Below are 18,917 nucleotides of genomic sequence, written 5' to 3'. Positions count from 1 at the left end.
TGCGCTATTTCTGCAAAGTAGCTGAAACTGGCAGCTTCACCCGAGCGGCTGAAGTGTTTTCTGTACCACCATCCTCACTCTCGAGACGCGTCGCTGCCTTGGAAGACAGCCTCGGAGCCATCTTACTCAAACGCAGTACCCGCGCAGTGCAGCTAACAGAAATCGGGCAGCTCTATTTTCAGCAAGTGAAGGACATCCTCTCTCAGTTGGAACAGAGCGATGGAGCAGTACGAAGCTACCAAGCAAAACCAATGGGTCAGTTACGCATAAGCGCTCTGACAGGTTTTGGAGAACGATTGGTACTGCCATTACTAGGTGAATTTAAAGCGCTATATCCCGACGTTATTCTCGACCTTAGCCTCAGCGATACGGTGTCCAATCTTGGACGAGATGAGGTGGACATAGCCATTCGTGGCGGCTATGCGCCAAACGAGCGGGTACAGGCCATACGCCTTATGGATAATGAGTTTATTCCCGTGGCGTCGCCTGGCTACCTGAAAGAAATGGGAACACCAAAAAATGTTCTCGAATTGACAAAGCATCGGGGTCTTTTTTATCGCACTCCGATGGGACCATCGCCCTGGCTATGTGAAATTGACGGCGAATGGCACGACGTCGCTGGCATACCTGTAGCTGTGTCGAATCATGGCAAATGGCTCGCAGAGTTGGCGCTAGAAGGACGCGGCATAATAATGGCGCCGCGCTGGTCGTTGGCGGAATATTTGGATAGTGGACAGCTAAAAGAATTGCTCTTCAATACAACCCTTCGTGTCTCCCAAAACGCCGAAATGGCGATTTACCTGTTGTATCAAAAACAGCAATACGCGGTGCCCAAAGTTAAGGCGGCGGTGGATTTTTTGGTAGCGCGATTACGTGACGGCTACGCTCTTTAGAAGGTGCGCAACTGGGTATGAGCTGATCAATTATTCGGATCACACAGAGCGTTTTTGTAGGTAAGCAGATCTCGACTCTGGGTCAGAAACGCTCGTTAGACACGATCATAAACTAATGACTGCTGCTAGGCGAAAGCGGTCCCTGGCGATGTCGCTTAACACCTCAGGGCGGCCGGTCCTAAATATGAAATTTCAAATATTTGAGGGTCTGCCGTGTGCCAACAACGGTCGTCTTTAGAACTCAATTCGCGCCGCTGCCTTTACCTATGAGCCCATCTACGAACTGCTGGAACTCGATGTTAAATATGAACCGCTCGCTCTCCCACGCCCATCGCATTGAGCGACTTCTACCATCAATATCTTCGACAGATGCGTCTTGGCTAAGACCATATGTTGAAATCTCAGAAACAATTGAATCATACAAAACTGGGTCTAGTGTTTCGTTGCTCCACTGACGATGCCCATTCGACCAAACGTGAAAAAGGGCTCGCCACATTCCAAGAACCAATATTCGTTCTTCTGAAGACAATTTATCTGGCTCTTCAAAAGAGACAACGACTGCGCGGGCAAGCTCTGGGCTCGACGCTAAGAGCAGATTTAATTCGATGAAGGCATCGGCAACTGACGCATTTGAGGAGGCTCGTGTTGCAACCGAATTTTGCCTTACTTCAAGTCCCACAAAGGCGAGAGATCCCACGATGCTCAGCAAGCCAATTACTTCGGCGATTCCCCTGGCAGTCCAACCAAGCATATTTGGGCCCTAATCGGATCTCGTAAGAGTTGAGTTAATAGGCGCTGCCACGAGCGTTCACATTCAATCGTTGACTCGTCCCAACCATATCACAGCGCCAATGTCTCAAAGTAGGCGAAAGCGGTCTCTGGCGATGTCGCAAAACACCTCAAGGCGGTCGTTCCCTCGCGTGAAAGCCCCATGGTTCTGATGGTCCTTTTTTCGCATAACGACGCTGCAGATGAACTGTCCCGCTGGGCGCATGTCGAGGTGATGAGTCCCAATAACATATATTCTATAAGGTTATATCTGTCGGGTTTCTTTACAGCTCTTGGACGCAAGTCAGTATGAACCGGCTGGAGGCCCTGCAATCACTGACATGGCATATTCTTTGCTTAATCTAAAGTAATTAAAGATTTCCTGACGAATTAAGGAACAGCTATGAAACGTATTCTCACACTTCTAGTGTGCACTTTGGGCTTGGCTTCGATAACGTCTGTAAATGCGGGCGTAACGCTCAACCCGACAGCGACCCTGGACTCCTACATAAGCCTAGGTGAGTTTGACGGCTTCTCCGTAGATGGGTGGACAGGGGCAGGCTTCCGCTTTTTTTCGCCGGCGCAAATGACCAGCACAGCTAATGAAGGCGTGCTTTATGGCGATCTTGGCGATAGCCTCAATGATCCCCAGTTCAGGCTGCAGGGAATACAGCATGGTCCCGTTTTGGGAGCCGGCCTTTTTGATATCATCGAATTTCGGATCGGGCGACTCGGGGTTGACTCCCGGATAGACGTTTTTTGGGGAACGAGCAGCGCTGGCGGCTTCTCTGGAGGTCGTAGAACTGACGATGCTAATTTGGCTGGCACCGTTGTTGCTGATCCCTTCCCTGTTCCATTAACCTTTGAAGTTGTACAGATAGATATGTCCTCGCTCACCGGCTGGAGTGGAGTGCTGTCCGATCTCAGAATAGACCCGTTCTCAGGTACAGCCGTCACTCCTCAAGATGGCGCTTCTAGAGTCGCCGTCTTAGACTACGTGCGCATAGGGAGCATAGGGAGCATTAGTGAGGTTCCCGCCCCCGCCACTCTAGGGCTTATGGGTCTCGGATTCGCGGGCCTTGGCTGGAAGCGACGCAAGCAAGCTTAAGCCAAACTTCAAATGACGAAGCCCTCCAAGTGAGGGCTTTTTTTTACCGACGATTCGTGAATGGCTAATGTCTGAAAGTAGGCGAAAGCGGTCTCTGGCGATGTCGCAAAACACCTCAAGGCGGCCATTGGCCCTGCCATCGCGATTTGCACCCAACTCCCGCTGTCGACCAGATTGGAACATCCAGCTGTGCGTTGCTATGGCACTAACTACTCGCGCCCAGACACTGCTGTGGTGCCTATTATATCCTCAATCTCCGCCCGCAATTTGTGGGCCGTTCTGTCGCGTTCTTTACTGAGAAGCTGAGCGACGCGCTTAGTCGACATCCAATATCGCAGTGCAGATATTAAATGTTCGTTCGTACTGATCGTCGTTACCAGCGCCATCGCCTCATCCGGGCTAATGGGCGATTCGCATGGGAGCAGTTTCTGACTGTAGCTACTGGTCCAGAAGCATTGCTTCCAGATGTAGCTCTGGATGTGAAGCGGCACAAATCCACGTATTTGCTCCCGATATGCCGGGCGCTCAGTCAGAACTGGATTATCCGCTTCTAGGTAGTATCTGGCGAGCTGATCTCGCAGCTCCAGGTTTTCTATCAACCCAAGTGCACCATCACTTTTCAGCTCTTCGTAAGTCGATTTAGTGGTGTAAAACTCGGCCGCTTGGCTGGCCTGAAAATATGACAGCAACAGCTCCCAGGGCGACACGTTTGCTGAATCCCCGGTAGTCGCATAGGCGAGGCCCCCTTCACCGTATTCGGATACCTGTTGCCAAAAGACTAATCTCTCACGAAGGTTATCGATATCAGCGCCAAGGTCCGCGTGAATGCGCTGAAGGTATGAATTAGCGCGACTGTCTTGGATTCGCTGCTCATTCCAGTTGGCTACCTGAATACCGATAACAACACCAACGACCACGATGATAAAGTCGAGGCCAACGGCAAACCAGTTTTGATCTTTAACGTGTTTTGTAAGGCTACGCAGAATCACAGCAGGTTTATTCCTATTGGGCGTTTTGGCTAATCTCGATAGTTATTAGAGCATACCGGGAACGACTCTTGATAGGCGAAAGCGGTCGTCCAGGTGCTCTATCTGAGTTCACCCGCGAAAATGCGGAACATACAAAAACCCACCATAGAATTTTTGCAATTGATTGCAAATCGATTACGCAGAGGCCACCGACTGGCACCAGTTTTGAAGTTGCCGATATAGAAAGTCTTTGTAGGCAGACACATCGCCCTAAATGGGCGGAATGCTCAAGCGTTCAGTGTTAGTAGGCAAGCAAGATGGTAAGGGCTTTCTTCGAAAGAAAATCCTTTAAATATCAGTTACTTAAAGTTGTAAATGGCGGAGCGGACGGGACTCGAACCCGCGACCCCCGGCGTGACAGGCCGGTATTCTAACCAACTGAACTACCGCTCCAGGGTAGACAACGCGACACACACTTTACTTGTTTCCCTAAGGAAACTCGGCTTCAACAGCCTTTAGCAACGTGGTGGGTGATGACGGGATCGAACCGCCGACCCTCTGCTTGTAAGGCAGATGCTCTCCCAGCTGAGCTAATCACCCGCGTTGGAGGGGCGCATTATAGAGCCTTGCCTTTGCCTGTCAACGGATTTTACCGACGCTTTTAAATATCCAGATCTGCAGCACGATCGCGTCTATTTTCAGCACGGTCTCGACGATTTTCTGCGCGGTCCCAACGATCCTCAGCAAGGTCTCGGGGGCCCCGAGTTACCGCGCGATCCCGACGATCCTCACGCCGGTCCAGGACATCCTCCCGTCGGTCAATGCGATCCTCAAGTCGATCTGCACGGGACCCTTGTGCCCAGGCAGCTCGACTCTCCGCCGCGCCAAGACGATTGTTCAGGCGCTCAAGTTTCTCGGCAGGACCCGCCGACACCTGCGCGGACAAGGCCATCGCGGCTATAATAGTTAACGTAGTGAGCTTTTTCATTGTAGTTGCCTCCTCAAAGGCTGCTATATCTGTAAGCCTATACGGAGGGGCATTAAAAACCCGTCGCCAAGCACGATCATTGTTAAAAATTCGCTGCTCCCCGGACTTTCAATTCCCTACGCATAGGTTGAACATACGCGGGTTTTATTCAGGACACTTCACATGGAAATCTTCAAGGACTTTCACTTTGAGGCAGCGCACCGTCTGCCCAAGGTACCGCCGGGGCACAAGTGCGAGCGACTACACGGCCACTCTTTTCAGTTGCGCGTCTATGTCGCAGGCGAACCCGACGAGTCAACGGGCTGGATCATGGACTTCGGAGATATCAAAGCGGCCTGCAAACCGGTGATCGAACAGCTGGACCACTACTACCTGAACGACATCGAAGGTCTGGAAAACCCCACCAGTGAAAACCTATGTCGTTGGATATGGACCCGTCTTGTAACCACCCTACCCACGCTATCAGGCGTAGAGATTCGTGAGACCTGCACGTCCGGCTGCATCTACCGAGGTTGATGTCCAAGTTTGTGACAGACAGATGACCGGAACGTTACGAATGAGCAAAGTGTTACTCCGCGAAGGGTTACCTGAAGTAGCACCCGAGAATTGTTATACACAGCGAGGAGTCGCGACGCCGGATTATTGAAGTTACGTGACATGGTGCAGGCTCGCTCTAACAAAAGCATCGCAACTAATTGTTTTATATGTAGTTTATATCATTGTTCGAAATTTGACCAGCACGCCAAAGACGCCGTAACGCTTGGGATTACGGGCATGCTAAACAAATTGTGCACCGCTTTATCCACAGGTTTTGTGGACAACCCGGACTAAATGGATGGATAGCCGATCAATTTTCTGCCACAACCGTACTGTCATATGCCGCTCATGCAATACGCCATGACGGCGAGGCATCTTTGGATATTCAAGGACCTATGAGTTTTTGGGAATGGCTTAGTCTGGCCGGTCTCTGTCTTGCAGGAGCGGCCTCCCCGGGACCAAGTCTCGCAGTTGTGGTGAGTGCCAGTGTGGGTGGGGGCAAGCGCAGTGGCCTAGCCGCTGCATGGGCTCATGCCTTTGGCGTCGGACTCTACGCAGCGCTCACCGTACTGGGGCTCACCGCCTTGCTGGCGAGCGCAGGTTCCTTATTCATCAGTTTCCAGAGTGCCGGCGCGATCTATCTGCTATGGCTTGCCTGGGGGCTATGGCATAGCGCACAGCCAACATCAATGAGGGGTGAGGACACAGTGGCGAGTACAGTCTCGTCAGCACGAAATGGCTTTGCCATTGCTTTCCTTAATCCAAAGCTGGCGATCTTTATGCTCGCACTGTTCAGTCAATTCGTGCGCCCCGAGGCGAGCACTATGACTCAAGCTGCCCTGATCGCGACGGCAACGCTCATCGACGGACTCTGGTACACGCTCATTACACTGGTGCTTACCCGGGGCAAGTGGATCGAGGTCCTAAGAAACAACGGCCATAAAATAGACAGGCTTTTTGCAGTACTCCTAGCAACGGTAGCCCTGGTCATATTGGCAAGAGCGCTCTCTTCCCTCTAAAACTCTTAATGAACGGTAGGCGCCTCGGCTACCAGCACAGCCTGCAAGCGTGGCCCGAGCATAATGATGTGCCCGATTTCTCGGCCGACACCATCACGACTGTATTCAAAGCGGTACTGACGCCACACGTGCCACCCCCCCTTACCGTCACGACTGAGGGATGTCTTGGACAGCGACACGGATTGGTCAAGCAACTGGATATCCGCCAACTCTGATGATCGCTTTGCGGCTGCCACAGCCAACTCGCGCACGCGGGTAGCACTGAACACATACCAGGCAAGCCCACCAAACACGGCCACAAACACTAAATCCCAAATACTCAGAGTCATCCCTGACGGTCCTCGTTACGCGTGCTGTGCTTCAAAAAACTCAACACGGCTCTGTTAAATGCCTGCGGCTTTTCGGCGTGCAGCCAATGCCCAGTATCAGGAATCCCCTCAAACCGCGCCTGAGGAAAGGCTCTCAAAGCGGCGGCTATACCTGTCTCATCTACATATGTGGAGTCTAAACCGTAGATAAACAAGGCCGCCCTTGAATACTGCGACCCTTCTGGCGCCTTGCGGAGTTTTTCATAATTGTCTCGTAGTGCCTGCGCGTTGAACCGCCAGACATAAAATCCATCGACATCCCGCTTCAAACTGAGCGTCAAAAACTGTACTACTGAAGCTTCTGAAACAAAGCCTCGCATCAACTCCCCGGCCTCGCTGCGAGACGTGGGCCGCGCCGCTTCTACCGCCGCAATCGCCGCAAAGACCGCATCATGTGAAGCCGGATACTCGACCGGCGCAATGTCCGCAACGATGAGCGAGCCAACCTCCTTCGGCGAAGTAAGGGCCATCTGCATGGCGACCTTGCCGCCCAAGGAATGACCTACAAGAGCAACAGGACCAAGTTCCTTACTTTTAATATAGGCATTCACACTCGACGCAAGATCCCCCAGATCCGAATTGGCTTGCCATAAAGAGCGTCCGTGATTGGGAAGATCCAGCTGATGAACCTCGAAATCACTGGCGAGTGCGCGAGCCAAACCACCTAGGTTGCTGCCCATGCCAAACAGACCATGCAGCAGAATCACCGCGGGGCCAGTACCACTAACGCTAACGTGCAGAGCAGAATCTGACACCTTATTATGCTCGGATGGGTCTTTGTTCGCTGCCAAGTTCGCTGCCAAGTTCGCTGCCAAGTTTGTTACCATGCGCAATCCTTAATAATGACCACAATATGTTACCCAAGAATATGCCAAAAAAACTGTTACTCCTTACCTTCTCCGCCCTGATCTGGCTGACCGCCTGCGCTACCGGCGGCGGCTACAACCCAACGGTGTTCCCCTTCGAGGTGGAGACCGAACGTTTAGCCGAGTCACCGGTGCGGACGGTGGTAATACCGCACGTCAACCTTGGCAGCCCCTCGCGCAACCACCTGGAAGACGTTGCACCAAGAATCGACGCCCGCATCAGCAGCTACCTCAAGGCCAATGGCTACAAAGTCTTACCTCAGCGGGACTTCAAACAACACTGGAACGCCGCCGTGCGCGCCTTTGGAGACCCTGTGGACCCCACCACCGGTCGCGTCAACATGAAAACCTTCTCGCAGATCATGCAAAGCGTACGTGACCGCTTTATTGAGGTCGGTGAGCTGGAAGCCTTTGTCTTTACAGACCTCGTAGAGCTGGACGTACCGTTTAACGGCGGACTCAAACATATAGGTCGTTGGGATGGAGTTTCCCGTCGCCCCTCTATGCAAGGGCCTGGCACCGGGGTCAGCGCGGATTTTGACTGGTCAATGACCGCCGCGGTTGCCTCAGTGCAAATCACTATATTCGACACTGACCTTCAGCGACTCTTTGTGAGCCGCGGCGGGCTTGACGCTACCGACGCCATCGATGCGCGCTCCTCTACTGGGCGCTACGTTCGTCGCCGCAGTCTCCTGGAGAACAATCAGTATTTGGACGAGGGCATCGCGCTCGCGCTACACCCTCTCATTGAAATGGAAAAGTACCCGGGCAATCCCTAACGGCGAGCCGGGGTATCGTTCGGCCTATCAATCAGTCTTCGTAGTTCGCCGCGCGTTTTTCCATCTGGGCCTTGAGTCCTTCCTGAAGATCATGAGCGCTGAGCATGCCAGCGTTCCAGGTAGCAATGTAATTTAGGCCTTCCTGAACACTGTGGTCCCGGCTGTACAACAGCATCTCTTTGCTTCCGCGCACCGCTAGCGGCGCTTTACTGGCAATCACCGCCGCTGTCTCGCGAACACCCTTTAACAACGCCTCTTTATCAGCGAACACCCTATTTATAAGACCTACCTGCTGAGCCTCCTCGGCGCCCATGTTGCGTCCGGTGTAAGCGAGCTCGCAAGCGACGCCGTAGGGTACGATTTTTGGCAAACGCTGCAGCGTACCCACATCAGCCGTCATACCGATATCAACCTCACGAATGGAGAACCAGGCATCCGCCGTGGCGTAGCGCATATCAGCACAGGTGACCATATCCATGGCGCCGCCTATACAAGTGTTGTGAATTGCCGCGAGTACCGGCTTTCGGCACTTTTCTATGGCCGACAAATTGTCTTGCATAACCAGCACATTACGGCGGAAGATCTCAGCACGGCGAGCAGGATCCGTATTCTTTCCCTGCACCCCGGCGAGCATATCCAGATCAATCCCCGCACAGAAATGCTTACCGTGCGCAGCAAGAATCACAGCTCGTACTGAGGGCTCACTGTCCAGCCAGTCAAAACAGTCTTGTAACTCTCGCCACATAGCCACGTTCATGGAGTTCGCTTTATCACCGCGATTAAGGAATACCTCGGCCACGTGACCGTCGATACTCAAATCCAAGGTTTCAAAGGAGGGCTGTGTTATCTGTTCCTGCTGCATATCTCTATCCTTTCTATGCTGTGCTCTAAATCCTACTGCGTTGTCTTAAAGAGTACTCAAACGCGCCGTACTTACCAGACGCGGTGAAAATCATCGGTTTCTAAGGTCGGTATCGGTTTAGCGGGACAGTCCCTGCTTCCCACATAAACAAACCCGACAAACTCTTCGTTCTGTGCACCGCCCACATCGCGCAGTAGCTGCTGATCCTCGGCAAAAGCCCCCGTGCGCCAAATGGCTGCGTAACCCACTGCCTCTGCAGCCAGCGTCAGGCTAAAAGCCGCACATCCTGCTGAAAGACGTTGCTCCCAAACGGGTACTTTCGGATGCTCGCGGGGCGAAACAAGCACTGCGATCAGCAGCGGCGCGCGAAGCGGCGCGTTCAAAGCTCTGTCTTGCGCAGTCTGGTCTGCATCGGGATCGCGTCTCAGCAGAGACGCTCTAAGCAACTCCCCAAATGCGATCCGTCGATCGCCTTGAATACTGATAAAGCGCCAGGGACGTAAACGTGCATGATCAGGACTTCGCAACGCACACAAAAACATCTGCTCTAGTTGATCTGCATTGGGCCCCGGCTCCGTGAGTCGCGTAGCAGAGTTACGCTGCTGTAAAAAATCGAGTCCGCTGAATGCCACCGACATTGTTTCCTCATCACTAAATTTGAACCGGCATTATACCAGCCCACTCCTCGAGACGCAGGCCTGCGGGTAGTGGTCTATCGTGAGGTTATTGGGACAGTTTAGCCGGCGCGCTGCCTGCATAAATATTCATAAAACCTCGATCGCCCGGGGAGGCATCGACGTTGTCAGCCCACTGGCATAGAGCCTGCGCATAACTGGGTACGAGGCGGTGCTCAATATGATCGACTATCCATAGGGGCATGCCTAATTCTGCAATGAGGGTAACAAGAGCTCGACCGCTACTTCCCGCAAGGCGCAGTGAGTACGGTGTCAGTTCCAACAGAATTCGCAGATTGGGAGCGCTTGCTTGCAAGAGCGGCAACAGCCCTTTCATGACGGCGTACTCACTACCTTGCGTGTCAACTTTCAGCAGATCAACGTGATTCGTATGGACGCCCAGTAAGTTCGCACCATGGCGCACCGTGATCGCCTCTTGGGTTCTATCGCCATCGCCGGCATAAATCTGATGATCACCTCGATTATGTTCATTGCGGTGTAAGGAAGCGTCCGCATCTAGCTCACCCAGAGCTACAGGAGCAACTTTGATCGTGGCCTGGCAGTTATTTAAGACCAAATTTGTTCGCAACAAGGCGACATTATCGGCAGCCGGCTCGAAGGCGAATATCTGCGCTGCTCGCTGGGGATGTAGTGCACTCAGAATGCTGAAGTATCCGAGGTTTGCGCCGACATCAACGACCACATCCCCAGACTTTTGAGCAGCAATCCATAGCCGCGTTTCGAAAGGCTCCCATTGACGCTCACTATGTAGCTTCTGCGAGACAAGATCACTATTGGGACAATGAGTGTTCAACGTCAGCTCACTGTGCAAACCTTCTATTTCATCCAGTGTGACTTGCCAGCGATGCTCTTCACTCACAGTCGCACAGCGCCAGGTTGATCGTCATTAACCGCGGTCTTTAGTCATCAAAGGGATTGGACTGTACTAGCGACACATGGCTGCCATCAATAGAAATACTGTCCTTTGTAAAACTTACCGCTTCGTCACCCAGAACGTTGTTGTCAAACAAGTAGCGCGGAGATTCCGCACCCGACAGCACACGAGACTCCCGTGCTAGCTGTGCTTCCTTCACGCTCTCCTGCGATCGCTTCCACTGGGTAATGCTGGCAGCCCCATGACGAGCGCGGAGCATGTCCATGGTCTGAAGAGGACTGAGGAGCGTGGCCGATGCATTATTGCCACCAAATCCTTTTGCATTGATGAGCGCGTAGCGTTGTTGAGACAGATCCAGCTCCCGGTGATCCAGTGCGAAATCCAAATTTTCCGTGGCGACATCATCAGCCAAGCGCTTAGTGGTAGAAATTCCCGGGAGCCAGCCCTCCGCCCAGGTCCCAAGGGTTGTAGCAATCTGATCACCCGACGAGGCAGCGAGCGAATGTCCCACGTAGCTTTTTATGGCAGTCACAGGCCAATGCTCGATCCCAAAAGCGCCCGCGACGCGACTAAGAATCACCGACTCAGTAACACGATTCTGCGGCGTACCCGTGCCATGTGCCTGCACGAGACCACCTTGGTGCAAGCCACGCTCCCCCACGATAGCGCGAGCACAAGCGGTGGCTCGCGCCATAGTGAGGTAATTTCCCACACCCGGCCCCGAGATCGACTTTTTGTAACCGTCTGCGTTGATGAACACATCGGCTGCGGAGCCCAGGATGTTAGCGCCTGTTTGCAGGGCGAGCTCATCGTCAAAAAGAACGATAAATTGTGATGACTCACCAATGGTGAATCCGCAGTTGTTGCCAAACGGTCTACATGCACTGCGATGATCGGGGTCTTTGTCGTCGCTCAATCCGTCCAACTGGCGCAGTCCTTTGTCTGTTGCCAGGGCACCCATCGCGGCATAGCCTTCCATAATTTCTGGCGTAACCGGGGCCTCAGCCGCGCCTACAAAGGCGATACGCGCGCGTCCCGAACGGATGTCGTGAATGGCATGGCGCAGGTTGTAAAGGAACGATGCGCAAGCGCCCAGAGTTGCTCCGGTTGAGCCCGCGGCACCCAGTACATAAGCATTAACAAAATCAGCGGGCATCTCGGCAAGACCCAAGGGACAGAACTTAGAGGTCACACGACTGCCGCGGTAGCGCGCTTTAAGCATGCCTCCAGTTCCGTTGTCGTCCAGTTGCCCCATTGCGCTGCCGGCATAGACGCTGATCTGATCAGGTCCCAAGGTCGAGGTAAGCGCATCCCAGTCCATGCCCAGATTCCCCAGAGCATCGCTTGCCGCATACACCGACATCGCCAATCCCCGAGGATGGTTGCGCGACTGATAAAGTGCCGCAGGATCAAAGCCATCAGGCAGCTGGCTAGCAGCCTTTACTTCGAATTCACGGTGCGTAGGCAGAAGAAACTGCTGCTCCCCAATAATCTGCACACGCACGTGTTCCCCGTCTTCGCCACTCAGAAGCTGCCAATCCTCAGGAACTGGCTCGGGCAGATAGCGTTTATGCAGCTCAAAACTGACGGGGGCGCCATTACTGCGGGTTGGAAGTCTTTGATTCCAGGCGACGCGGGAAGGATCAAAATGCGCAGGCCCTATGCGACGTATGAGTGTGCGCTCCAGGAGTGAAGCGTCATCGTCAGTGGACGCTCCCGTTAGCTGGCGCAGGGACGCGAGCATGTCACTGCGACGGGAGGCGCTCAACACCTCCTCTACCATTCGGGCATAGCCGTGATGCATGGAACTGCGACCAGCGCTGTTGATCCCTCCGAGGCTGACTATAACCGGTAATGCTTGTCGCACAGTGATTCCTGCAATAAGGGACTTAGGCTTCTAGTGTAGGCAGCTGCCTTGTTTATCTATATCCTATTAGCGTCAATTTGTTTATATAAACCGCCATTCTGGTGAACACATGCCAACTGCCGCACTTATTCTTTATCCCGAGGCGCTGGCCACTAGCGTCACTCTCCCTGCAGAGATTCTCCATGCCGCGGCGCAGATGTCGCAGTCGCGTCGAGGTATCGGTATGGGCGCCGACATACAGTTGGTCGGACTGGTCGGTGAATCCACCATCACACTAGATTCAGGCCTGCGCCTCGCCCTTGATGGGGATATCAGAGATCTAAAAAGTTGCGATCTCTTGATACTCCCTGCTATCTGGCGTCATCCCCGTCGGGTCCTCCAGCGCGCTCAAAGCTGGCTACCCAGAATTCAGGAGCTTCATACTCAGGGAAGCAGTATTTGTAGTGTCGGAACTGCAAGCGCCCTGCTCGCCGAAACGGGTCTTCTCAATCACCGCCCCGCCACCACACACTGGCATGACTTCGACCGATTTGAAGCTCGCTATCCCGAAGTCGATCTCAAACGCCGACATCTAATCACCCAAAGTGAACGTCTCTACTGCGTAGGGAGCGTTAACTCCATCGGCGACTTCATGGTCCATTTTGTAGAGCAATGGTTCGGAGAGCGCATTGCGCGGGCGGTAGAAGCACAGTTTTCGCCGGAGGCACGGCAATCCTTCGAAACCGCTGCTTTTTTGCAAGAATCAACCGGGGCACATCACGACGCGTTGATTCGTGAAGCTCAGGATCATATGCAGCTGCATCCCGGAGACACCCATAGTGTCGCAAGTCTCGCGGCGATAAGTGGCCTCTCCGCACGAAGCTTTGGACGACGCTTTCACAACGCTACCGGCGAAACGCCGATCCGTTACCTCCTCAACTTGCGTATCCGCGAAGCGCGGGCACTGCTACAACATTCAGATCTCGCCCTCGCGGACATTGCCTGGCGCTGTGGCTTTAGCTCTCCCAGCAGATTCTCACAGGCCTTCAAAAACGCCACAGATTTAAGCCCCCGAGCATTTAGAGAAGCCGTGCGCGGCAAGCGATTCGGCACTGCAATCGCCCCAGCGCCTTGAACGACAGAGAGACTCAAGCTTGAGCGACACGGGACACTGTGGCTAAATCACGCACCCCCCGCTGACCGCCCACCCTAGGAGCGAAGTAATGAGTGACCAAAGCGTAATAATTGTTGATGGTGCCCGCACCCCCATGGGCGGCTTGCAAGGTGCCTTATCCAGCGTGCCCGCACCAGAATTGGCAGCCGTAGCGGCAAGGTCCGCGCTCGAAAAAAGCGCTGTTGAGCCCACGGCAGTTGACGAGGTCTTCATGGGCTGCGTACTTCCTGCTGGACTCAAGCAGTGTCCTGCCCGACAAACCTCTATCGCAGCCGGCATTCCCGTGAGCACCGGCGCCGTTACCGTCAACAAAGCCTGCGGCAGCGGTATGCAGGCCACTATCTTTGCGTACGACAGTATTATGGCCGGTACAAACAGTATCGTTCTGGCCGGCGGCATGGAAAGTATGAGCAACGCTCCCCACTTACTAATGGGTGCACGAAGCGGCTTCCGCCTAGGCTCTGCCACTGCTTTTGACCACATGATGATGGATGGGCTGGAAGACGCCTATGATGGCTGCTCCATGGGAACCTTCGCTCAGGCTACCGTCGATCGTGAAGGCCTTAGTCGCGAAGATATGGACGCATTCGCTATCGAATCCCTGCGGCGCGCTAAAGCCGCCATCGACGATGGATCTCTGGCAGCCGAAATAGCCCCGGTCACCGTTCGCAGCCGAAGCGGCGATACCGTGATAAGTGATGATGAGCTGCCACACAAGGCCAACGTTGATCGTATACCTCAAATGCGCGCCGCTTTCACCAAAGATGGCACTATCACGGCAGCAACAGCTAGCTCCATTTCCGATGGAGGCAGCGCCCTACTCCTCATGTCAGGGACCGAAGCAGCGTCCAGAGGCATCACCGGTATGGCGCGTGTCGTGGCGCACAGCCGACACAGCCAGGAGCCCTCGGAATTCACCACCGCTCCCAGTGGAGCCATCCGGAAATTGTTCGACAAAACCGGTTGGGGTGTTGCGGACGTAGATCTCTTTGAGATCAATGAGGCCTTCGCCATGGTAACCATGCTGGCTATGCGCGAGCACGGCCTGGACCACGCCAAGGTAAACGTACACGGCGGCGCCTGTGCCCAGGGGCATCCGATTGGTTCCACCGGCTCACGCATCATCGTCAGCTTGATGTATGCACTGCGCAAAACCGGCGGCAAGCGAGGCGTAGCCGCACTGTGTATTGGTGGCGGAGAGGCCACCGCAGTTGCTATCGAGATGATCTGAAGACTAGCACCGTCACTCCACAAGCAGGATAGAAAGTTATGGCTCTTAGCAGCGTTCCCGATCTCATCGAAGCCATTCGCCAAGGGCGGATGGTGATCCTTATGGATGACGAGGACCGGGAGAATGAAGGCGACCTCATCATCGCGGCCGAAGCGGTTACGCCAGAAATTATCAATTTCTTTGCTACCGAGGCCTGTGGTCTGATCTGTATGCCGCTCACAGATCAGCGCGCCAGGCAGTTGCAGCTCCCGCTAATGGTTCGTGACAATCGATCACAGCACGAAACCAACTTTACGGTATCCATCGATGCAGCAGAAAGTCGCGGCCCCGGTATCAGTGCTATTCAACGCGCTCACACAGTCCGCGTCGCTGCTGGGGCAAACGCCGGCCCTACAGACATCCGTCAACCAGGACACATCTTTCCACTAGTGGCAAAAGCCGGCGGTGTACTGCGCCGCGCTGGCCATACCGAAGCCGGTGTTGATCTTGCACGCATGGCAGGATTCGAACCCGCCGCATTGATCGTCGAGATTATGAACGAAGACGGTACTATGGCGCGCCGACCAGAACTTGAGGTGTTCGCAGAGAAGCATCAACTCGCTATGGGAACGATTGCCGACCTCATTGCGTACCGGTCATTGCATGAACAATCAGTCGAGCTCATCGCGCAAAAATCGGTGCAAACAGAACACGGCGAGTTCGAGCTCCACACCTTTAAAGATCTGGTGGACGACACCCTTCACTACGCATTAACACAAGGCGAACTTTCCACCGATCAGGACACGCTAGTTCGTGTGCAGCCTCTGGACATGCTTAGGGATGTTTTCAACACGCAGATCCCAAATCGCGAGGGCTGGTCGCTGAGTCGTGCCATGGCTCGTATTAACGAAGAGGGCTTGGGGGCTCTCATCCTCATTGGCCAGCACCGCTCGATTGAAAGTCAGATCGCCGACATCGAGGCGTTTCCTGGCAGTCCAAGCAACAATCCGGGCGATGGCTCCGTGGGATTGCAAAACTATCGCATCATCGGCACCGGGGCTCAGATATTGCAGCGACTCAATGTAGGGCAAATGCGTCTAATGTCCGCACCTATGCGATTCAACGCCTTGTCAGGATTCAATCTGGAAGTCGTCGACTTCATCGCGCCCTGAACGTATGCCGCTGTAAACAGTTGGATGGGGCTTAGAGGCTAAGACGAGCACAAGCTCACGAATAGCTTGTGCTGAGGCAAGCTCGGATTTTACAGAACTGTGATTACTCTTCGTCGCAAAGGGACATCAGGAAATCACGCTCTTCTGGTGTAAGAAACCCACCATCGGGCAACGGAAAACGTCGCATTCGGGAAGGATCAAGGCGACGCTCTCCTGCTCTGCGCTCTGCGTTACGACGCTCGCCGTCTCGGCGGGACGCCTGACGCCGATCCTCCTTGCGACGCTCATCCTTAACTGTGGCTCCATCAGCATTTTCAAGCTGATTTGACGCACTGCGCCGCGCGGTATCACGACGATCATCACCTCTACGTTCGGCGCCTCGACGTTCGCTACCCCGACGATCAGTAGAGGTGTTGCGGTTTAACGCATCTCGCCTCTGTATGTAGTCAAGCATATAGTCACTACACCTTTGGATGGGACAGCGCTGCTAGCTGTCACTCCACTTAGGCCCACAATTACTGTTTTTTCAAACCTACGAGTAAGTTTGAGTGTGCACTTAAAGTAAAATATAGCTTTCTTTCGCATTTTTTTCCTGTGAATAAATTACGCTGCCCAAAAAGCGCAGATCCGGTGGTAAGCGGGCCATTACTGAAGACCACTGCGGAGTGGCTCGCTCACAACCTCGGCGCCCATTTAGACAGAATGATCCGCCAGGTGCTCCTTTGGTTAATAACGCTTAATAAGCTGGAAATCACGGTTTGGCCCAAGTCGCATTAATCCACGCAAAGGTTCCAAGACTAACGTGAAGCGGCGGGCCAATAACTTAAGTAGCGTCCGTCGATTCATTTCATAAGCTCGCAGAGGCCCTTAGGCTCGTAAAAAAGCTCAGGAGCCATTCACGCGACCCTTGTTAGCGTTGCTCTAACAGGGGCTCTGACACTCCCGAAATACCCGTCATCGCAAGCATGACTAACAACGCGGACTGCGGGCCCTTATAGGAATTCAATGGTGCGTACCATTCATCAGGCGAGTGCGCTCCGCCGGCATCACCGCCAGCCGATAGCGTCACAGCCGGAATCCCAAGGGACATGGGAACATTCGAGTCAGTGCTGGATATCCCCAGGCCCTCAAGTTCAACGTCTACTGCGTCATACGCCAGCGCCGCGGCCTGCACCAAAGCACTCGTTACGGGGGTACTCCCCACGGGGCGATCGCCAATCAATTTGAATTCCACGCTGATTTCACCGTTGTTCCAGCGCGCGTTTTCCTCAGCAACGCCCGCCAATGCCGCAGCTTTAGTCATTTTCTCAAGCTCGGCCAACGCGTCCTTGTCGTTGGAACGCATGTCTAACGCAAAGACAGCATGAGCAGCGATGGAGTTAACCGAGGTTCCGCCCATGACCGTGCCCACCGTAAAAGTGGTCTTCGGCACGGTAGGAGTCTCGATATCACCAATCTTGGCAATTGCTCTGCCCATGGCGTGTGTGGCGCTTGCAAGACCAAAGGCACCAAAGGAATGTCCGCCAGGCCCATTAAAGTGAAACTCAAATCGGCGGCTACCGGTGCCACCATTGGTAATGCGTCGCATCTTTACACCGTCAATAGACACAAAACCATCTATCTCCGGGTGGTCTCGAAAAATCCCCTTGACGCCCCGTAAATCTCCCCGCCCTTCTTCACCGACGTTTCCGGCAAAAATAATGTCGCCCACGGTTTCTATGCCGCTCGTCTCCAGAGCTTCAATCACCGACAACAATGCCGCAAGGCCTCGCGTGTCATCACCTATTCCCGGCGCGTAGTAGCGCCCATCGCGTAAGGTGACCGTCGTATCGATGTCCTCTGGGAAAACCGTATCGAGGTGCGCAGCGATTAAGAATGTCGGCCCGTTGCCCGTGCCTTTACGAATGCCAATCACATTTCCTGTGTCGTCGATATAAGCATTGCTTAGACCGCGACTCTTCATCTGCTCAAGAAAATAGGCAGCCCGGCGTTCTTCCTTAAATGGAGGTGCGGGTATCTCCGTAAGACGAATGAGTTCTTCGAGATAGGCCGACTCCTGCGCTTCAATATGCGCCAGCGCTTGCTGCACCTTTGCCTGCTCACGCAGTAAAGAGAACTGCGTATCTACCGCGCTGTCGATAGTAACGATGTCTTGCTGCGCCCAACTTGCTGAGACAACACAAAAGGTGATGACACTTAGGGAAAAACCACGCCAAAAACGCATACTTTAAAGCTCCTTTGAAAGAGAACACTCGTCGAGTCTGAGTGACCACAGGGCATCAATGCCAAATTACTGCAGCACTTGCAACAGGCCGTCATCATACGATACGTTCGCGCGCAATAATCAAGTAAGTCGTATGGGGCCGACCTTCTCCGGGCAGCTCCACTGAGTAATAAACAGGATCACAATCGTTTACGTAAGCCAGATCTCAGTCGTTTTTAGCGTTATTTTGCTGCATCCCGCTACTGCTGATCACCACAGGCAGCATAGCCAGGGACGGTGTCCTCCCGCCACTAAACACCTCCAACGTCAACGCAACAAGCATCGCCTGGACCGAGATGGGCGACCCTGGTGGCGCGCCGATACTCATGATTATGGGACTCGGAGCATCCTCTACGGTGTGGGGCGACGAATTTCCCGCCGGTCTTGTCGATAAGGGCTTCACACTGGTACTAGTTGATAACCGAGATGTCGGCGGCTCCCAGAAATTTGATAAATAGGGGGAGCCTGTACTGTGGTGGAGCATGCACTCTGGCCATCGCAGCGCATGCCAGGACTCTCGCTGCGAA

20 protein-coding genes and 2 tRNA genes are annotated in these 18,917 nt (G+C 53.9%); 9 read left to right on the top strand and 13 right to left on the bottom strand.

Features of this window, described 5'->3' with window-relative positions; translation table 11 throughout:
- On the top strand, positions 1-893 hold an 893-nt coding region (locus ACI9KD_RS06775; RefSeq protein ID WP_414980401.1), incomplete at its 5' end, for a LysR family transcriptional regulator.
- A gap of 241 nt (positions 894-1,134) precedes the next feature.
- Here ACI9KD_RS06775 and ACI9KD_RS06770 read toward each other — a convergent pair.
- Entirely contained in the window at positions 1,135-1,644 is a 510-nt protein-coding gene (locus ACI9KD_RS06770; RefSeq protein WP_414980400.1) for a hypothetical protein, read from the bottom strand.
- A gap of 420 nt (positions 1,645-2,064) precedes the next feature.
- Here ACI9KD_RS06770 and ACI9KD_RS06765 point away from each other — a divergent pair, with 420 nt between their 5' ends.
- The gene (locus ACI9KD_RS06765; RefSeq protein ID WP_414980399.1) at positions 2,065-2,769 is read left to right on the top strand and encodes a PEP-CTERM sorting domain-containing protein; all 705 of its coding nucleotides are present in this window, start codon (positions 2,065-2,067) and stop codon (positions 2,767-2,769) included.
- A 209-nt stretch (positions 2,770-2,978) separates the two neighbouring features.
- Here the strand turns inward: ACI9KD_RS06765 and ACI9KD_RS06760 are convergent, their stop codons facing one another.
- The 4 genes from ACI9KD_RS06760 to ACI9KD_RS06745 form a co-directional block, all read right to left on the bottom strand.
- Complete coding sequence (locus ACI9KD_RS06760; RefSeq protein WP_414980398.1) at positions 2,979-3,758, bottom strand: hypothetical protein; 780 nt, start codon at positions 3,756-3,758, stop codon at positions 2,979-2,981.
- Between the two features lie 355 nt (positions 3,759-4,113).
- A tRNA-Asp gene (locus ACI9KD_RS06755) sits at positions 4,114-4,190 on the bottom strand.
- Positions 4,191-4,261: 71 nt separating this feature from the next.
- Positions 4,262-4,337, bottom strand: a tRNA-Val gene (locus ACI9KD_RS06750).
- A 61-nt stretch (positions 4,338-4,398) separates the two neighbouring features.
- A complete protein-coding gene (locus tag ACI9KD_RS06745; protein WP_414980397.1) occupies positions 4,399-4,725 on the bottom strand; it encodes a hypothetical protein in 327 nt (108 codons plus the stop codon).
- Positions 4,726-4,887: 162 nt separating this feature from the next.
- On the opposite strand from ACI9KD_RS06745, the gene queD reads away from it, so the two are divergent.
- A complete protein-coding gene (queD, locus tag ACI9KD_RS06740; protein ID WP_414980396.1) occupies positions 4,888-5,241 on the top strand; it encodes a 6-carboxytetrahydropterin synthase QueD in 354 nt (117 codons plus the stop codon).
- A 416-nt stretch (positions 5,242-5,657) separates the two neighbouring features.
- Positions 5,658-6,281, top strand: a complete 624-nt coding sequence (locus ACI9KD_RS06735; RefSeq protein ID WP_414980395.1) for a LysE family translocator — start codon at positions 5,658-5,660, stop codon at positions 6,279-6,281.
- A 5-nt stretch (positions 6,282-6,286) separates the two neighbouring features.
- Here the strand turns inward: ACI9KD_RS06735 and ACI9KD_RS06730 are convergent, their stop codons facing one another.
- On the bottom strand, positions 6,287-6,610 hold the full coding sequence (locus ACI9KD_RS06730) for a DUF3301 domain-containing protein (protein ID WP_414980394.1): 324 nt from the start codon (positions 6,608-6,610) through the stop codon (positions 6,287-6,289).
- Complete coding sequence (locus ACI9KD_RS06725; RefSeq protein ID WP_414980393.1) at positions 6,607-7,476, bottom strand: alpha/beta fold hydrolase; 870 nt, start codon at positions 7,474-7,476, stop codon at positions 6,607-6,609. Before ACI9KD_RS06725 ends, ACI9KD_RS06730 begins: the two co-directional genes overlap by 4 nt.
- A 26-nt stretch (positions 7,477-7,502) precedes the next feature.
- Between ACI9KD_RS06725 and ACI9KD_RS06720 the strand changes: the two genes are divergently transcribed.
- Positions 7,503-8,294: a hypothetical protein gene (locus ACI9KD_RS06720; protein ID WP_414980392.1), complete on the top strand. Its 792-nt coding sequence runs from the start codon at positions 7,503-7,505 to the stop codon at positions 8,292-8,294.
- A gap of 31 nt (positions 8,295-8,325) precedes the next feature.
- On the opposite strand, the gene ACI9KD_RS06715 is transcribed toward ACI9KD_RS06720, so the two are convergent.
- The 4 genes from ACI9KD_RS06715 to ACI9KD_RS06700 all read right to left on the bottom strand — a co-directional run bounded on the left by ACI9KD_RS06715 (position 8,326) and on the right by ACI9KD_RS06700 (position 12,592).
- Entirely contained in the window at positions 8,326-9,156 is an 831-nt protein-coding gene (locus ACI9KD_RS06715; RefSeq protein WP_414980391.1) for a crotonase/enoyl-CoA hydratase family protein, read from the bottom strand.
- A 71-nt stretch (positions 9,157-9,227) separates the two neighbouring features.
- The gene (locus ACI9KD_RS06710) at positions 9,228-9,794 is read right to left on the bottom strand and encodes a nitroreductase (protein ID WP_414980390.1); all 567 of its coding nucleotides are present in this window, start codon (positions 9,792-9,794) and stop codon (positions 9,228-9,230) included.
- 85 nt (positions 9,795-9,879) lie between these two features.
- Positions 9,880-10,710, bottom strand: a complete 831-nt coding sequence (locus tag ACI9KD_RS06705; RefSeq protein ID WP_414980389.1) for an FkbM family methyltransferase — start codon at positions 10,708-10,710, stop codon at positions 9,880-9,882.
- A gap of 40 nt (positions 10,711-10,750) precedes the next feature.
- A complete protein-coding gene (locus tag ACI9KD_RS06700; protein ID WP_414980388.1) occupies positions 10,751-12,592 on the bottom strand; it encodes a beta-ketoacyl synthase in 1,842 nt (613 codons plus the stop codon).
- A 109-nt stretch (positions 12,593-12,701) separates the two neighbouring features.
- On the opposite strand from ACI9KD_RS06700, the gene ACI9KD_RS06695 reads away from it, so the two are divergent.
- From ACI9KD_RS06695 to ribB, 3 genes are all read left to right on the top strand, one after another.
- Positions 12,702-13,706, top strand: coding sequence for a GlxA family transcriptional regulator (locus ACI9KD_RS06695; RefSeq protein ID WP_414980387.1), 1,005 nt, complete (start codon positions 12,702-12,704; stop codon positions 13,704-13,706).
- An 88-nt stretch (positions 13,707-13,794) separates the two neighbouring features.
- Complete coding sequence (locus ACI9KD_RS06690) at positions 13,795-14,976, top strand: thiolase family protein (RefSeq protein ID WP_414980386.1); 1,182 nt, start codon at positions 13,795-13,797, stop codon at positions 14,974-14,976.
- A 38-nt stretch (positions 14,977-15,014) separates the two neighbouring features.
- A complete protein-coding gene (gene ribB, locus ACI9KD_RS06685; RefSeq protein ID WP_414980385.1) occupies positions 15,015-16,127 on the top strand; it encodes a 3,4-dihydroxy-2-butanone-4-phosphate synthase in 1,113 nt (370 codons plus the stop codon).
- 103 nt (positions 16,128-16,230) lie between these two features.
- Here ribB and ACI9KD_RS06680 read toward each other — a convergent pair whose 3' ends face one another.
- Both ACI9KD_RS06680 and ACI9KD_RS06675 read right to left on the bottom strand, forming a co-directional pair.
- Positions 16,231-16,581 (bottom strand): hypothetical protein, encoded by a 351-nt coding sequence (locus tag ACI9KD_RS06680; RefSeq protein WP_414980384.1) that lies wholly within the window; start codon positions 16,579-16,581, stop codon positions 16,231-16,233.
- Between the two features lie 456 nt (positions 16,582-17,037).
- Positions 17,038-18,351 carry a M20/M25/M40 family metallo-hydrolase gene (locus ACI9KD_RS06675; RefSeq protein ID WP_414980383.1) on the bottom strand — a complete coding sequence of 438 codons (1,314 nt, stop codon included), beginning with the start codon at positions 18,349-18,351 and terminating at the stop codon, positions 17,038-17,040.
- A gap of 335 nt (positions 18,352-18,686) precedes the next feature.
- On the opposite strand from ACI9KD_RS06675, the gene ACI9KD_RS06670 reads away from it, so the two are divergent.
- The gene (locus ACI9KD_RS06670; RefSeq protein WP_414980382.1) at positions 18,687-18,848 is read left to right on the top strand and encodes an alpha/beta fold hydrolase; all 162 of its coding nucleotides are present in this window, start codon (positions 18,687-18,689) and stop codon (positions 18,846-18,848) included.
- The last annotated feature ends 69 nt before the right edge of the window (positions 18,849-18,917 follow it).

The organism is Congregibacter sp. (assembly GCF_047617445.1).
Lineage (GTDB): Bacteria > Pseudomonadota > Gammaproteobacteria > Pseudomonadales > Halieaceae > Congregibacter.
The sequence above is the reverse complement of the archived record's forward strand: the minus strand, read 5'-3'. Positions and strand labels throughout refer to the sequence as shown.

What these genes read in the sequence shown, in the direction of transcription:
- ACI9KD_RS06765 (WP_414980399.1), top strand. Translation starts at nt 2,065, where the DNA reads ATGAAACGTATTCTCACACTTCTAGTGTGCACTTTGGGCTTGGCTTCG.
- ACI9KD_RS06690 (WP_414980386.1), top strand. Translation starts at nt 13,795, where the DNA reads ATGAGTGACCAAAGCGTAATAATTGTTGATGGTGCCCGCACCCCCATG.
- ACI9KD_RS06730 (WP_414980394.1), bottom strand. Translation starts at nt 6,610, where the DNA reads ATGACTCTGAGTATTTGGGATTTAGTGTTTGTGGCCGTGTTTGGTGGG.
- ACI9KD_RS06745 (WP_414980397.1), bottom strand. Translation starts at nt 4,725, where the DNA reads ATGAAAAAGCTCACTACGTTAACTATTATAGCCGCGATGGCCTTGTCC.
- ACI9KD_RS06675 (WP_414980383.1), bottom strand. Translation starts at nt 18,351, where the DNA reads ATGCGTTTTTGGCGTGGTTTTTCCCTAAGTGTCATCACCTTTTGTGTT.
- ACI9KD_RS06695 (WP_414980387.1), top strand. Translation starts at nt 12,702, where the DNA reads ATGCCAACTGCCGCACTTATTCTTTATCCCGAGGCGCTGGCCACTAGC.
- ACI9KD_RS06770 (WP_414980400.1), bottom strand. Translation starts at nt 1,644, where the DNA reads ATGCTTGGTTGGACTGCCAGGGGAATCGCCGAAGTAATTGGCTTGCTG.
- ACI9KD_RS06710 (WP_414980390.1), bottom strand. Translation starts at nt 9,794, where the DNA reads ATGTCGGTGGCATTCAGCGGACTCGATTTTTTACAGCAGCGTAACTCT.
- ACI9KD_RS06735 (WP_414980395.1), top strand. Translation starts at nt 5,658, where the DNA reads ATGAGTTTTTGGGAATGGCTTAGTCTGGCCGGTCTCTGTCTTGCAGGA.
- ACI9KD_RS06715 (WP_414980391.1), bottom strand. Translation starts at nt 9,156, where the DNA reads ATGCAGCAGGAACAGATAACACAGCCCTCCTTTGAAACCTTGGATTTG.
- ribB (WP_414980385.1), top strand. Translation starts at nt 15,015, where the DNA reads ATGGCTCTTAGCAGCGTTCCCGATCTCATCGAAGCCATTCGCCAAGGG.
- ACI9KD_RS06670 (WP_414980382.1), top strand. Translation starts at nt 18,687, where the DNA reads ATGGGCGACCCTGGTGGCGCGCCGATACTCATGATTATGGGACTCGGA.
- ACI9KD_RS06725 (WP_414980393.1), bottom strand. Translation starts at nt 7,476, where the DNA reads ATGGTAACAAACTTGGCAGCGAACTTGGCAGCGAACTTGGCAGCGAAC.
- ACI9KD_RS06720 (WP_414980392.1), top strand. Translation starts at nt 7,503, where the DNA reads ATGTTACCCAAGAATATGCCAAAAAAACTGTTACTCCTTACCTTCTCC.
- queD (WP_414980396.1), top strand. Translation starts at nt 4,888, where the DNA reads ATGGAAATCTTCAAGGACTTTCACTTTGAGGCAGCGCACCGTCTGCCC.
- ACI9KD_RS06680 (WP_414980384.1), bottom strand. Translation starts at nt 16,581, where the DNA reads ATGCTTGACTACATACAGAGGCGAGATGCGTTAAACCGCAACACCTCT.